Consider the following 13,565-nt stretch of genomic DNA (forward strand, 5'->3'; position numbering starts at 1 on the left):
CCGAGCCAGGCCGCCCCGCGCACGCCCGAGGCGTCGCCATGCTGCGAGAGCGCGAGCCGCGTCCGCACCGGCGGGTCGTGGCGGGCGCCGAACACCCAGGGTGTCCACAGGCTCGGCAGGCGTTCGATGAGCCCCGGCAGACGCGAGGCGCCGCCGCCGAACACGATGACGTCCGGGTCGAGCAGGTTGACCACCGACGCCAGCGCCCGCGCCACGCGCAGCGCATGGCGGTCGAGGCTGGCCTGGCAGGCCGCATCGCCGGCCAGGGCGCCCTGGCCGATCGCCACGCGTCGATGGCCGGGCCACCATGGCGGCGGTGGTCGGCGGCCACGGCCGGGCCGCTGAGCCAGGCCTCGATGCACCCGGCAGTGCCGCAGTAGCAGGCCGGCCCGGGGCGTTCGTCGTCGCGTGCCCAGGGCAGGGGGTTGTGACCCCATTCGCCGGCCAAACCGTTCGGGCCCTGCAGGACCCGGCCATGCACCGCCACGCCCCCGCCGCAACCGGTGCCGAGGATCACCGCGAACACCACCGCCGCGCCGGCGCCGGCCCCGTCGGTGGCTTCGGACAGCGCCAGGCAGTTGGCGTCGTTGGCCAGGGCGATCGGCTGGCCCAGCAGCGCCTCCAGATCGCGTTGCAGCGGCTGGCCGTTGAGGCAGGTGGAGTTGGCATTCTTCATCGCGCCGTCGGCGCGCCGCGTGCCGGTGTGCCGATGCCGACGCTGATGGCGCTCCCGGCGGCCGTACGGGCCTGCTCGACCAGGCCGCCGATGGCGGCCAGCGCGGCCCGGTAATCGTCGGGCGGTGTCGGGATGCGCTCGCGCCAGCGCGTGGCGCCGGTGTCGTCGAGCAGCATGGCTTCGATCTTGGTGCCGCCGAGGTCGATGCCGAGGGCGGGCAGGGGGCTGGGCTCATGGTCGGTAGGTCGGCCGCGAAGGCCGTCATCGCGTTGACTGCACTGTAGTGAAGCCCGGGCCGTCATGGGGCGGCCCGTAGAATCTTGGGTTTGCTGTCGGGGAATCGATTGAATCAAGAAGTGAGCGCGCGGCGCGGCCCGTGCCGGCCCGGAATGGTGGGTCGGGCTCTGCAGACCGTGGTGCTGGCGACGCTGTGCGCAGCCGGCTTCGGGGTTCGATCGCAGCCCGCCCCGGCCGCATCGGAAGCTGCAGTCGCTCCAACAGCCGCTTCGGTACCCGCGCCGGCTGTCATTCCCGTGTCGATCCCTGCCCCGGAACCGACCGTCGCGTCGACCCCGGCGCACTCTGCGGCGTCAGCCGTCGCAGCGGAACCTGCACCTGCGCCCGCATCTGCAGCGCGGCCCGCTCCGGCACAGGCCGTGGTGCCAGCCAGGACACGGCCTGCAACGCCGGTGCCAGTGCCGACCCCAGCGCGGGCTTCGGCTTCACCGGCGGTTCAGGTGCCGGTCTCGACCCCGGCCCCAACACGGGCGGTGGCTGCCGCGAGTGCAGGCGGGGTGGTGACCGCATCGCAGCCGATCTTCGTGCTCAACTCGCTGGACGCGACGATCAGCGTGATCGATCCCGTGAGTTTCACCGAACTGCGCCGTCTGCCCACCGGCAAGGAGCCGCACCATCTCTACCTGTCGCCCGACGAGCGTTCGCTGCTCGTCGCGAATGCGATGTCGGACACCCTGACGCTGGTCGATCCGAAGACCGGGCTGGTGCAACGCACGATCGCCGGCGTCGACGATCCCTACCAGCTGCGCTTCTCACCCGACATGAAGTGGTTCGTCACCGCGGCGAACCGGCTCGACCATGTGGCGATCTACCGCTGGACCGCCGGCGCCGACGGCGGCGACTTCAAGCTGGTGAAGAAGGTGGCCGCCGCCAAGACACCGAGCCATCTGTTCATCGACAGCAGGAGCAGCGTGGTCTACGCCTCGCTGCAGGACAGCGACCAGCTGGTGGCGATCGACCTCGCCACGCAGGCCCCGCGCTGGACGGTGCCGACCGGCAAGCTCCCGGCCGACGTCTACCTGACACCAGACGACAAGCAATTGCTCGTCGGCCTGACCGGCGACGAGTTCGTCGAGGTCTACGACGTGACCTCCGCCACCGCGAAGCTGGTCAAGCGCATCAAGACCGGTGCCGGCGCGCACGCCTTTCGCGCCTGGGGCGACGGACGCCACGTGCTCGTGAGCAACCGCGTGGCCAACACCATCAGCCGCATCGACCTGCAGACGCTCGCCGTGGTCGACACCTATCCGGCGCCCGGCGGGCCGGACTGCATCGACGTGATGGTCGATGCGCAGGGCACGAAGACCATCCTGGTCACCTCGCGCTGGGCACGCAAGCTCACGGTGATCGACCCGGTCAAGCGCCAGGTGGTGCGCCAGGTCGCCGTCGGCCGCTCGCCGCATGGCGTGTGGACCTTGGCCCATGCGTCTCGCCGCTGAGCTGCGACGTGCGTTGGCCGCCGTGGCGGCCGCGTTGTGCGGCGGCGCAGCGCTCGCCGCGGCCTGCGACAAGCCGGTCTATCTGAGCTTCGACACCGGGCACATGGGCGTGGCCCCGCTGGTGGCCGAGGTGCTGCAGCGCCAGCAGGTCCGGGTCACGTTCTTCCTTGCCAACGAGCGCACCCTGACCGACGGCAGCAGCCTCGACGATCAGTGGGCGCCGTGGTGGAAGGCGCGTGCCGCCGAGGGCCATGCCTTCGGCTCTCACACCTGGGACCACTGGGTGTGGCGCGCCGACCGCGGTGCGGGCTTCAGCGTGCGGCCCACCGCCGGCCCCGACAGCGGGCGAACGCTCTCGGTCACCGCGACCGAGTACTGCGCGGCGCTGAAGCGGCCGCTGCAGCGCTTCGAGCAGATGACCGGGCAGCCGGCGCTGCCGCTGTTCCGCGCGCCCGCCGGACGCACCTCGCCGGCCTTGCTGAAAGCGGCCGAAACCTGCGGCTACAAGCACGTGCCGTGGTCGCCGGCCGGCTTCCTGGGCGACGAGCTGCCTAGCGACAAGTACCCGAACGCGCAACTGCTGTCGAAGGCGCTGCGCGACATCCGGGCGGGTGACATCCTCCTGGCCCACCTGGGGATCTGGTCGCGCCAGGACGCCTGGGCGCCGGCGGTGCTGGAGCCGCTGATCGAGGGCCTGAAGGCCCGCGGGCTGTGCTTCGCGACCCTGCGCGAGCATCCCGACTACCGCGCCTGGATCTCGGCCCATCCGCTGCATTGAGTCCGGCGATGGATACCCTGACCGATCTGTTCGCGCAGGCCCAACAGGCCTTGTTCGAGGCCGTGGTTCAGCCCTTGCTGTTCTCGCTCGGCTTCGGCAACCTGCTCGAGGACGGCTTCGATGCCACCGGCTGGCTGCTGGTCGGTCTGCTGCAGCTGGCGGTGATGCTCGCGGTCATTGCACCGCTGGAGCGCTGGCGGCCGGTGGAACCGGTGGTGGACCGGCGCGCCGTGCGCGTGGACGTGCTGTACACGCTGCTGCACCGCCTGGGCCTGTTCCGTGTGGCGCTGTTCTTCGCCGTCGATCCGCTGTGGGACGCGCTGTTCGGCGCGCTCAGCGTGCAGGGCTACGGCGGCTGGCAGCTCGATCAGTGGATGGCTCCCGCGTGGCCGGGCGTCAGCGACACGGCGCTGTTCGCTTTCGTGGCCTACCTGCTGGTGTTCGACCTCGCCGACTACTGGATTCACCGAGGCCAGCACGGCCTGAACGCCTGGTGGGCGCTGCATGCGCTGCACCACAGTCAGCGCCAGATGACGATGTGGAGCGACAGCCGCAACCACCTGCTCGACGACCTGCTGCGCGACGCGCTGCTGGTGCTGCTGGCGCGGGCGATCGGCGTCCCGCCGGGCCAGTTCATCGCGGTCGTCGCGGTCACCCAGCTGCTGGAGAACCTGCAGCACGCGAACCTGCGTCTGAGCTTCGGTCGCGTCGGCGAACGTCTGCTGACCAGCCCGCGCTTCCACCGCCTGCACCACAGCATCGGGCTGGGCCACGAGTCGAACGGGCAGGGCACGCTCGGCGGCCACAACTTCGCGGTGCTGTTCCCGCTGTGGGACGTGCTCTTCGGCACCGCGAACTTCGAGAACCGCTACGACCCGACCGGCGTGCGCGACCAGCTGCCTGGCGAGGGCGCGCGCGACTACGGCCGCGGCTTCTGGGCCCAGCAATGGCGCGGGTTGCAGCGCCTGTTCGGGCGTGCCTGAGCAACGGCGCGTCCGGCGGCCCTTGGGTATGCTCATCGGATGAAGCAACTGGTCGATTCCTTCTGGCGGGCCGCCGCCTACTGTCTGCACCCGCGCGTCATCTGGCTGTCGGTGCTGCCGCTGCTGCTGACCGGCGTGCTGGCCGCGGTCCTGGGCTACTTCTTCTGGGAGAGTGCGCTGATCGCCGTGCGCACCCAGCTTGATGCCTGGTCGCTGACCGGCAGTGCGCTCGGCTGGCTCGAATCGGTCGGCGCGGGCAGCCTGCGGACCCTGGTCGCGCCGCTGATCGTGCTGGCGCTGGCGGTGCCTGCGCTGGTGATCCTGTCGCTGCTCGCGGTGGCCTGATCATGATGCCCAGGCTGGTCGACCTGGTGGCGCAACGGCGCTTCGCCGCGCTCGAACGCCGGCATGGCGAGCCGGTGTGGCGCAGCGTGCTGTACTCGCTGGGCGCGACCCTGCTGGCGGTGGGCGCGCTGGTGATCTCGATGCCGCTGTGGCTCGTGCCGCCGCTGGTGCTGTTGCTGCCTCCGCTGATCTGGGGCTGGCTCAGCTACCGCGTGATGAGTTTCGATGCGCTCGCCGAGCACGCGACGCGCGACGAGCGGCGCGAGCTGATGCGCGTGCACCGCCTGCCGCTGCTGGGCATCGGCATCGTCACCGGCTACCTGGGTGCGGCGCCCGCGCTGGTGTGGGCGGTGAGCGCCGCGCTGCTGGTGTTCGCGCCGGTGCTGATCGTGGTGTCGGTGTGGCTGTACACGCTGGTGTTCGCCTTCTCGGCGCTGTGGTTCAGCCACTACTGCCTGGCCGAGCTGCAGGCGCTGCGCGAACGCAGTGCCGCGCCGACGCCGCCGCAGCCTGATGCGCTCGGGATCGATGCCGTGCCGGCGGCGCCGCCGGCGCTGCCGCCGGTCTGAGTGGCCGCCGAGGGAAAACGAACATGGAATTCGGACTGCTGATCATCGGGGACGAGATCCTGTCGGGCAAGCGCCAGGACAAGCACCTCGCCAAGACCATCGAACTGCTGGCCGAACGCGGCCTGCAGCTGGCCTGGGCGCGCTACGCCGGCGATGACCGCGCGCGCATCACCGCGGACCTGCGCGACGCCTTCGCCAGCGGTGCGGCGGTGTTCTCCTGCGGCGGCATCGGCGCGACGCCGGACGACCACACGCGCCAGTGCGCGGCGGCGGCGCTCGGCGTGCCGCTGGCGTTGCACCCGCAGGCGCGCGACCTCATCCTCGAGCGCATGCGCGATGTGGCGGCGGAGCAGGGCCTGCCCTACGAACCCGATCGCGACGACAACCGCCACCGGCTCAACATGGGCGTGTTCCCCGAAGGCGCGCGCCTCATCCCCAATCCGTACAACAAGATCGCCGGTTTCACACTCGACGGTCCGGCCGGCGGTGCCGTGCATTTCGTCCCCGGCTTCCCGGTGATGGCGTGGCCGATGATGGCCTGGGTGCTCGACACGCACTACGGTCACCTGCGCGGCGGCGGCCAGGCCGAGCGCTCGGTGATCGTCTACGGCGCCATGGAGGCCACGCTGACGCCGCTGATGGAGGCCATCGAGGCCGAGTTCGGCGACGTCAAGGTGTTCAGCCTCCCGAGCGTCGACCACCCGGAGCACGGGCGCCACATCGAGCTCGGCGTGAAGGGCGCCAACGCGCTCTCGCTGGGTCGCGCCTACGCCGTGCTGCTGGAGGGACTGGCCAACCACGGAGCCAGGCTGGGCCCCGAAATGGTGCGATGACGACGCCCGGAATCGCCCGGTTAAGGTGCGTAATCCGCGTTGAATTGGTGCCTGATCGATCCGCCTTGCCGTCCATGGGCCGTCGAGGCGCACGCGTGCACCGTTCGTGCTCCTGTCCTGGGCATGGTTTCTGCTAAATTTCCAAGAGCCCTTTCCGGCCATTGCCGGGGCCTCTCAGCCCCATTTCCCCCACACCGACACAACGTCCCGCTAGGAGCACCTGATGGCCAACAAGACCGTCGCCGACGTGATGAAGATGGTGAAGGAAAACGAGATCAAGTTCGTTGATTTCCGTTTCACCGACACCCGCGGCAAAGAGCAGCACGTATCCGTGCCCGTCTCGCATTTCGACGAAGACAAGTTCACGTCGGGCCACGCCTTCGATGGCTCTTCGATCGCCGGCTGGAAGGGCATCGAAGCCTCCGACATGCAGCTGATGCCCGACCCGAACACGGCCAACATCGACCCGTTCTTCGAAGAGCCGACGCTGATCCTGACCTGCGACGTCATCGACCCGGCCGACGGCAAGGCCTACGAGCGCGACCCGCGCTCGCTTGCCAAGCGCGCCGAGGCCTACATGAAGGCCTCGGGCCTGGGCGATGCCGCCTACTTCGGCCCGGAGCCGGAGTTCTTCGTGTTCGACAGCGTGCGCTGGAGCAACGACATGTCGGGCTGCTTCGCCAAGATCGAGAGCGAGGAAGCCGCCTGGAACACCGGCAAGGAATACGAGCACGGCAACTCGGGCTTCCGTCCGGCCGTCAAGGGCGGCTACTTCCCGGTGCCGCCGGTCGATTCGGGCCAGGACCTGCGTTCGGAGATGTGTCTGATCCTCGAATCCCTGGGCATCCCGGTTGAGGTGCACCACCACGAGGTGGCGAATGCCGGCCAGATGGAGATCGGCACGAAGTTCAGCACGCTGATCCAGCGCGCCGACTGGGTGCAGCTGCAGAAGTACGTGATCCACAACGTGGCCCATGCCTACGGCAAGACCGCGACCTTCATGCCCAAGCCCATCGTCGGCGACAACGGCTCGGGCATGCACGTTCACCAGTCGGTCTGGAAGGACGGCAAGAACCTGTTCGCCGGTGACGGCTACGCCGGCCTGAGCGAGTTCGCGCTGTTCTACATCGGCGGCATCATCAAGCACGCCCGTGCGCTGAACGCGATCACGAACCCCGGCACCAACAGCTACAAGCGCCTGGTGCCCGGCTTCGAAGCCCCGGTGAAGCTGGCCTACTCGGCCAAGAACCGCTCGGCCTCGATCCGCATCCCCTACGTGGCGAACCCGAAGGGCCGTCGTGTCGAGGCGCGCTTCCCCGATCCCCTGATGAACCCCTACCTGGGTTTCGCGGCGCTGCTGATGGCCGGCCTGGACGGCGTGGAGAACAAGATCCACCCGGGCGAAGCCGCCACCAAGGACCTGTACCACCTGCCGCCGGAAGAGGACGCGAAGATCCCGACCGTCTGCGCCAGCCTCGAGCAGGCGCTCGAGTACCTGGAGAAGGACCGTGCCTTCCTCACCAAGGGGGCGTGTTCACCGACTCCTACCTCGACGCCTACATCGACCTCAAGATGCAGGAAGTCACGCGCTTCCGCATGGCGACCCATCCGGTCGAGTTCGACATGTACTACACGCTCTGATCGCCGAGGCGGGCCTGCGGGCCCGCCGACCGGCGCGCAAGTCGCGTGTGAGCAAGGGACGGCATCTGCCGTCCCTTTTTCTTGGCGGCGCTGTGTGCTCCAGCCGCCCACCGCGCGTTGAATGCGGGATGCCGGATACTCCGGTCGCAGGGCGTCGCGCTGTTGCGGATCGTCGGGATGAAGGAGTCGGGATGAGTCGATGGACGGTTGAACTGCGCGTGCTGGTCGCGGCAGGGCTGGTGAGCTCGGCCGCTGGTGCGGGGGCCCAGGAGCCCGTCATCTACAAGTGCCCGGGCAACCTGTACACCAGCGCCTACACGCCAAAGGAGGCCGCCGCCAAGGGCTGCAAGACGCTCGAGGGCGCGCCGATCACGGTGATCCAGGCGCCGGCGCGGCGCGCTCCGGCCGCCACGCCGAGCGGCGAATCGCGTCCCGCAGACAGCCGTGTCGACCCGGCCGACCAGCGGGCGCGCGACACCGACAAGCGCCGCATCCTCGAGACCGAGCTGCGCCGCGAAGAGGAGCGCCTGACGGCGCTGAAGCAGGAGTACAACAACGGCCAGCCCGAGCGACGCGGCGACGAGAAGAACTACCAGAAGTACCTCGACCGCGTGGCCGAGATGAAGGCCAGCATCGAGCGCTCCGAGTCCGACGTGGCGGCCCTGCGGCGCGAGCTCTCCAAGGTCACCGGCGGCAGCGGTGGCTGAGCGGCGCGGCATCGCCGTCGCGGCCGGCACGGCAAGCACCACACTGCCGGCTGCGGCGCACTGGAGCGAGGCCTTCGACCTGCTCGCCACCATGGTGGCGGTGGTCCAGCCCGACGGGCGCTGCCTGTTCGCCAACGCGGCGTTCGAGAACGTCCTGGGCCTGTCGCGCCGCAACGTGCTGCGGCGCGACTGGTTCGAATGGTTCGTCGATCCCTCGCTGCTGCGGGACACCGTCGCCGCGGTGGCCTGCAACGAGTTCTCGACCAGCCGCCTCGACGCCCAACTCAAGCGGCCCTTCGTGTCACCCGGTGAGCCGCTGCTCGTGCACGTGATCGTCAACCAGATGGAGCAGTCCGACGTCACGCTGGTCGAGCTGATCGAGATCGAGCAGCAGACCCGGCAGGACCGCGAGGAACGCGCGCTGGACCAGGTGCGCGCCACCAAGGAGCTGATCCGCAACCTGGCGCACGAGATCAAGAACCCGCTGGGCGGCATCCGTGGCGCGGCGCAACTGCTGCAGATGGAGGTCGAGTCCAAGGGCCTGAGCGAGTACGCCCAGGTCATCATCCACGAGGCCGACCGCCTGCAGGCGCTGGTCGACCGGCTGCTGGCGCCGCACCGCCGCCCGCACGTGGTGGGCGACGTCAACATCCACGAGGTGTGCGAGCGGGTGCGCGCCCTGATCGTGGCCGAGTTCCCCGCGGGCTCCGGATCGAACGCGACTACGACACATCCATCCCCGACTTCCGCGGCGACCGCGAGCAGCTGATCCAGGCGGTGCTGAACATCGCCCACAACGCCGCCCAGGCGCTGGGCGAGCGCATGGTGGCCGGTGACGCCCGCATCGTGCTGCGTACGCGGATCGCCCGGCAGGTCACGCTCGGCAAGCAGCGCTTTCGTTTGGCACTGGAATTGCATATTGAGGACAACGGTCCGGGCGTTCCCGAGGCCATCCGTGATCGCATCTTCTACCCCCTGGTTTCTGGGCGCGATGGCGGATCGGGCTTGGGGCTCACACTGGCACAGACCTTCGTGGCGCAACATCAGGGCACGATCGAATGCGAGAGTGAACCGGGCAGGACGCTGTTCAAAATCACGATGCCGTTACCCTGACCCGTTGTCGGGGCTGCGGCTGGCAAGACGCTCAGGGATCGCAGAGCCGCATGAAATCCATCTGGATCGTCGACGACGATCAATCCATCCGCTTCGTGCTCCAGAAGGCCCTGCAACGCGAGGAGCTGCCGGTGCGCTGCTTCGCGAACCCGCGCGACGTGCTCGCGGCGCTCGACGACGGCGACGCGCCGCAGGTGCTGGTGAGCGATATCCGCATGCCCGGCGGCTCGGGCATCGACCTGCTCGGAACGCTCAAGGAGCGGCTGCCGGCCCTGCCGGTCATCATCATGACCGCCTACTCCGACCTCGACAGCGCCGTCTCGGCCTTCCAGGGCGGGGCCTTCGAATACCTGCCGAAGCCTTTCGACCTGCCCAAGGCCGTGGAGCTGATCCGCCGCGCGCTCGACGAGAGCCTGCGCGAGGACGAGGGCGACGAGCGCCTGACCCAGGTGCCCGAGATGCTCGGCCAGGCCCCGGCGATGCAGGACGTGTTCCGTGCCATCGGTCGCCTGAGCCAGAGCAACGTCACCGTGCTCATTACCGGTGAGAGCGGCTCCGGCAAGGAACTGGTGGCGCATGCGCTGCACAAGCACAGCTCGCGCGCCAGCGGCCCGTTCGTCGCCATCAACACCGCGGCGATCCCGAAGGACCTTCTCGAGAGCGAGCTGTTCGGCCACGAGCGCGGCGCCTTCACCGGCGCGCAGACCACGCGGCGCGGGCGCTTCGAGCAGGCCGACGGCGGCACGCTGTTCCTCGACGAGATCGGCGACATGCCCTTCGACCTGCAGACGCGCCTGCTGCGCGTGCTGAGCGACGGGCAGTTCTATCGCGTTGGCGGGCACAACCCACTGAAGAGCACGGTGCGCGTGATCGCCGCCACCCACCAGGATCTCGAGCAGCGAGTGAAGCAGGGCGCCTTCCGCGAAGACTTGTTCCACCGCCTCAACGTGATCCGCCTGCGTCTGCCGGCGCTGCGCGAGCGGCGCGAGGACATCCCGGCGCTGGCGCGCTCCTTCCTGCAGAAGAGCGCCAAGGAACTGGGCGTCGAGGCCAAGCGCCTGAGCGAGGCCGCGCTGGCTCGGCTGTCAAGCTTCGACTACCCCGGCAACGTGCGGCAGCTCGAGAACATCTGCCACTGGCTCACGGTGATGGCGCCGGCGCAGATGGTCGACGCCAAGGACCTGCCGCCGGAACTGACCACCGCGGCCCTGGCCGCTCCCGCGGCGGCCGTGACGCTGGCCGCGGGCCCTGGTGGCCTGTCCGAGGCACCCGCCGCTCCGACCGGCGAGCCGGGGGTGTCCGGCCTGGCCGCCACGCCGAGCGCGGTGGCCGCCGCGGTTGCCGGTCTCTGGCTCGACGACCTGGAGCGCGAGGCCCGCGCCCTGCTGGAGGCCGGCGTGCCCGACGTCTGGCAGGCCCTGACCGACAAGTTCGAGGCGCGCCTGATCCACACCGCGCTCGACATCACGCGCGGCCGTCGCATCGAGGCGGCCCACAAGCTCGGTATCGGCCGCAACACGATCACGCGCAAAATCCAGGAACTGGGTCTCGACGACTGAACGGCGCCATGCCGGCGCGGGTCGATGCCCGGGCTGGACGAGGAGACGACCGTGAGCCACTTCGGAACGCGTACCGCGGCGCTGCTGTGCGCAGTAGGGATGTCGGGGATGGTCGGGCCGGCGCAGAGTCAGACCGCCATGAAGCCGGGCCTGTGGCAGATCAAGCAGCAGATGGAGCTTGATCCTGCCCAGCAGGCGCAGATGGAGCAGATGCGCAAGCAGATCGCCGCCATGCCGCCGGCGCAGCGCAAGCAGATGGAAGAGATGATGGGCCGCAACGGCGCCGGCATGGACGCCGCCGCCGGCGGCGGCTCGACCAGCAAGGTCTGCGTCACGCCCGATGACGTGGCGCGCCAGTCGGTGCCGATGGAGCAGCGGCCGGACTGCAAATACGACCAGAGCCGCTCCGGCGCGACGACGAACATCAAGTACGTCTGCACCAAGCCGCCGTCGCAGGGTGACATCGAGATCACCACGCTCGGCCCCGAGCGCTACACGATGAAGATGCGCGGCACCGGTGGCGCCAAGGGCACGAAGATGGCGATGCAGGGTGAGGGCCAGTGGCTCGGCGCCGATTGCGGCAGCGTCAAGCCGCTGCCGCGCCCGCCCGCCGCCGCCAAATAGGCAAGCCGCCTTCTACGCGGTCGACAACTCCACGACCACCGGCGCGTGGTCGCTCGGACGCTCGTTCTTGCGGGGCAGCTTGTCGATCATGCAGGCGCTCACCGCGGGTCGGAGCGCCTCGCTGACCAGGATGTGGTCGATACGCAGACCCTGGTTCTTGCGGAACGCCAGGTTGCGGTAGTCCCACCAGCTCCAGCTCTTGGGCGGCTGCTCGAACAGCCGGAAGGCATCGACCAGGCCGAGCGCGATCAACTCGCGGAAGTGCTCACGCTCCTGCGGTGTGCAATGGATCTGCCCCGCCCACAGCACCGGGTCGTGCACATCACGGTCTTCCGGCGCGATGTTGAAGTCGCCCATCAGCACCAGCCTCGCGTGCACGGCCAGCTCGCTACGCACCCAGTTGCGCAGCGCCTGCAGCCACGCCATCTTGTAGGTGAACTTCTCGCTGTCCGGCGCCTGGCCGTTCGGGAAGTAGGCGCCGATCACGCGCACGCCGTCCACCGTGCCGGCGATCACCCGGGCCTGCTCGTCGGCGAAGCCGAAGATGTTCTTCGTCACGTCATGCGCCGGCTCGCGCGACAGCAGCGCCACGCCGTTGTAGGTCTTCTGCCCGAACCACTGCACCGCGTAACCGGCGGCCTCGATTTCGGCGCGCGGGAACTTGTCGTCGGTGAGCTTGGTTTCCTGCAGCACCAGCGCGTCGACCGGGTTCGCGGCCAACCAGTCCAGCACCTGAGGCAGGCGCACGGCGAGCGAGTTGACGTTCCAGGTGGCGAGTCTCATAAGAGGAAAAAATCGATACACATCAACAGAGTAATTGATTCGATTCTGAATCAGCTACGCACTTAGCTACACGAATACGCATTCCTCCTGCCGATCTCGTTGCACGGTCGCGAACAAACGATCTTGCCGCCACAGGCGAGTCGGTTGTTCGACCGATACGAGGAAACGCCGAGCACATCGTCTCATGGCCCAGGCAGAAGTGCCGGCGTCACCCGCTCCTCCAGTGCCCTGCGCTGATCAAGCGGCGATGAGGAGCGCGGCCCAATGGCCACAGCGGCGCAAGCTGTTCCCCGGATCGGCGATGAAGCGGTGGATCTCGTCCAGGTGGATGTCCCGATCCGTGGCCCAGTCGTCGAATCCGCGCATGAGTTCGGCCTTCCCCACCGGCAGCAGTTCGGCCGGCGGCATCGAAGCCGCCCGTGCGCCAAGGCGGCGCCGGTACAGAGGCGACTTGTCAACGGCCATGGGTCGAGATCGCTCCACATGCTGAAGCATCTCCAGCAGGCGAGAATTGATGTTGCGCTCCGTCAAGCGAGCCGCACGCCGTCCGGGCTGTCAGGGTTCAGCCGGCCTTCCCGCGTACCCGCTGGCCCGGCTGCAGCGCTGGCGGTGGGTAGACGATGACCGTGGCGCCTGCAGCCAGCCCCCCGCGGAGCCAGGCCTGGCTGCCATTGCGTGCGCCCAGATCGACGCGGCGCAGTTGGGCACGGCCGTCTTCGACCACCATCACGGCAGCGCCCGCGCCGCCATCGTCGACCGACGGGAACACCGCACTGACAGGAACCACGACCGCCTGTTCTTCGGACACCGTGATGATGCGCACGCCGACACGGAAGCCGTCTCCGAGCAAGCGCCAGCGCGCCGGCGCTCGCTCGAGCGCAACCAGATCGATCAGCACGCGCACGCGCTGTTCCTCGACGCCGAGCGCCGAGACCTTGGTGAACGCGGCCGGCTCGACGCGGCGCACGCGGCCTTCGAGCACGCCTTCGCCGCCCCAGCGCTCGATGAGCACGCGGCTGCCGGGCGCGGCCTGCAGCGCGTCGGCGGTCAAGAGCTCTGCCACGATCTCCAGTTCACGTACGTCGCCCAGTTCCATCAGTGGCGCGCCGGTGGCGACGCTGGCCTCGCTCTCCTGCGCGACCCGCAGCACCGTGCCTGCCACCGGTGCCCGCAGCGTGAAGGCGCGCCCCGGGCGTGGGCTGCCGCACGGCGGCGAGC

The 13,565-nt window shown here is 69.3% G+C and carries 14 protein-coding genes and 3 pseudogenes; 11 read left to right on the forward strand and 6 right to left on the reverse strand.

Annotation, left to right across the window (positions count from 1 at the left end):
* From x551_RS27355 to x551_RS27365, 3 genes and pseudogenes are all read right to left on the reverse strand, one after another.
* On the reverse strand, positions 1-287 hold a 287-nt coding region (locus tag x551_RS27355; RefSeq protein WP_253950363.1), incomplete at its 3' end, for an ROK family protein.
* Between the two features lie 80 nt (positions 288-367).
* A pseudogene (locus x551_RS27360) lies at positions 368-676 on the reverse strand (ROK family protein); the annotation flags it as partial.
* Positions 673-852, reverse strand: coding sequence for an ROK family protein (locus tag x551_RS27365; protein ID WP_253950364.1), 180 nt, complete (start codon positions 850-852; stop codon positions 673-675). The pseudogene x551_RS27360 and the gene x551_RS27365, both read right to left, overlap by 4 nt.
* A gap of 618 nt (positions 853-1,470) precedes the next feature.
* Here x551_RS27365 and x551_RS12040 point away from each other — a divergent pair.
* The 11 genes and pseudogenes from x551_RS12040 (at position 1,471) to x551_RS12085 (ending at position 11,564) form a co-directional block, all read left to right on the forward strand.
* The gene (locus x551_RS12040; protein ID WP_051495843.1) at positions 1,471-2,412 is read left to right on the forward strand and encodes a hypothetical protein; all 942 of its coding nucleotides are present in this window, start codon (positions 1,471-1,473) and stop codon (positions 2,410-2,412) included.
* Positions 2,396-3,190 carry a polysaccharide deacetylase family protein gene (locus tag x551_RS12045; protein ID WP_036248671.1) on the forward strand — a complete coding sequence of 265 codons (795 nt, stop codon included), beginning with the start codon at positions 2,396-2,398 and terminating at the stop codon, positions 3,188-3,190. Before x551_RS12040 ends, x551_RS12045 begins: the two co-directional genes overlap by 17 nt.
* Positions 3,191-3,198: 8 nt before the next feature.
* A complete protein-coding gene (locus x551_RS12050) occupies positions 3,199-4,173 on the forward strand; it encodes a sterol desaturase family protein (protein WP_036234421.1) in 975 nt (324 codons plus the stop codon).
* A gap of 39 nt (positions 4,174-4,212) precedes the next feature.
* Positions 4,213-4,518, forward strand: coding sequence for an EI24 domain-containing protein (locus x551_RS28195; RefSeq protein WP_343252139.1), 306 nt, complete (start codon positions 4,213-4,215; stop codon positions 4,516-4,518).
* Positions 4,519-4,520: 2 nt separating this feature from the next.
* The gene (locus x551_RS28200; protein WP_343252140.1) at positions 4,521-5,087 is read left to right on the forward strand and encodes an EI24 domain-containing protein; all 567 of its coding nucleotides are present in this window, start codon (positions 4,521-4,523) and stop codon (positions 5,085-5,087) included.
* 23 nt (positions 5,088-5,110) lie between these two features.
* Entirely contained in the window at positions 5,111-5,920 is an 810-nt protein-coding gene (locus tag x551_RS12060; RefSeq protein ID WP_011829670.1) for a molybdopterin-binding protein, read from the forward strand.
* A gap of 223 nt (positions 5,921-6,143) precedes the next feature.
* Positions 6,144-7,561 (forward strand): annotated as a pseudogene (glnA, locus tag x551_RS12065) (type I glutamate--ammonia ligase).
* A 191-nt stretch (positions 7,562-7,752) separates the two neighbouring features.
* Positions 7,753-8,268, forward strand: coding sequence for a hypothetical protein (locus x551_RS12070; protein ID WP_011829668.1), 516 nt, complete (start codon positions 7,753-7,755; stop codon positions 8,266-8,268).
* Positions 8,269-8,359: 91 nt separating this feature from the next.
* A pseudogene (gene glnL, locus x551_RS12075) lies at positions 8,360-9,381 on the forward strand (nitrogen regulation protein NR(II)).
* Positions 9,382-9,431: 50 nt separating this feature from the next.
* The gene (gene ntrC / locus x551_RS12080; RefSeq protein ID WP_036248672.1) at positions 9,432-10,940 is read left to right on the forward strand and encodes a nitrogen regulation protein NR(I); all 1,509 of its coding nucleotides are present in this window, start codon (positions 9,432-9,434) and stop codon (positions 10,938-10,940) included.
* 51 nt (positions 10,941-10,991) lie between these two features.
* Positions 10,992-11,564, forward strand: a complete 573-nt coding sequence (locus tag x551_RS12085; RefSeq protein WP_158304612.1) for a DUF3617 domain-containing protein — start codon at positions 10,992-10,994, stop codon at positions 11,562-11,564.
* 12 nt (positions 11,565-11,576) lie between these two features.
* On the opposite strand, the gene xth is transcribed toward x551_RS12085, so the two are convergent.
* From xth to x551_RS12100, 3 genes are all read right to left on the reverse strand, one after another.
* Positions 11,577-12,347: an exodeoxyribonuclease III gene (gene xth, locus x551_RS12090; protein WP_036236177.1), complete on the reverse strand. Its 771-nt coding sequence runs from the start codon at positions 12,345-12,347 to the stop codon at positions 11,577-11,579.
* Positions 12,348-12,584: 237 nt separating this feature from the next.
* Positions 12,585-12,812: a hypothetical protein gene (locus tag x551_RS12095; protein WP_036236181.1), complete on the reverse strand. Its 228-nt coding sequence runs from the start codon at positions 12,810-12,812 to the stop codon at positions 12,585-12,587.
* A 97-nt stretch (positions 12,813-12,909) separates the two neighbouring features.
* The coding region (locus x551_RS12100) for an HlyD family efflux transporter periplasmic adaptor subunit (protein WP_036248675.1) at positions 12,910-13,565 on the reverse strand (656 nt) is incomplete at its 5' end.

The organism is Methylibium sp. T29 (assembly GCF_000576205.1).
Classification (GTDB): domain Bacteria; phylum Pseudomonadota; class Gammaproteobacteria; order Burkholderiales; family Burkholderiaceae_C; genus Methylibium; species Methylibium petroleiphilum.

Excerpts from the sequence above, each read along its gene's own strand:
- xth (WP_036236177.1), bottom strand. The coding sequence starts at position 12,347 with ATGAGACTCGCCACCTGGAACGTCAACTCGCTCGCCGTGCGCCTGCCT.
- x551_RS12045 (WP_036248671.1), top strand. The coding sequence starts at position 2,396 with ATGCGTCTCGCCGCTGAGCTGCGACGTGCGTTGGCCGCCGTGGCGGCC.
- x551_RS27365 (WP_253950364.1), bottom strand. The coding sequence starts at position 852 with ATGCTGCTCGACGACACCGGCGCCACGCGCTGGCGCGAGCGCATCCCG.
- x551_RS28200 (WP_343252140.1), top strand. The coding sequence starts at position 4,521 with ATGATGCCCAGGCTGGTCGACCTGGTGGCGCAACGGCGCTTCGCCGCG.
- x551_RS12095 (WP_036236181.1), bottom strand. The coding sequence starts at position 12,812 with ATGGCCGTTGACAAGTCGCCTCTGTACCGGCGCCGCCTTGGCGCACGG.
- x551_RS28195 (WP_343252139.1), top strand. The coding sequence starts at position 4,213 with ATGAAGCAACTGGTCGATTCCTTCTGGCGGGCCGCCGCCTACTGTCTG.
- ntrC (WP_036248672.1), top strand. The coding sequence starts at position 9,432 with ATGAAATCCATCTGGATCGTCGACGACGATCAATCCATCCGCTTCGTG.
- x551_RS12060 (WP_011829670.1), top strand. The coding sequence starts at position 5,111 with ATGGAATTCGGACTGCTGATCATCGGGGACGAGATCCTGTCGGGCAAG.
- x551_RS12070 (WP_011829668.1), top strand. The coding sequence starts at position 7,753 with ATGAGTCGATGGACGGTTGAACTGCGCGTGCTGGTCGCGGCAGGGCTG.
- x551_RS12050 (WP_036234421.1), top strand. The coding sequence starts at position 3,199 with ATGGATACCCTGACCGATCTGTTCGCGCAGGCCCAACAGGCCTTGTTC.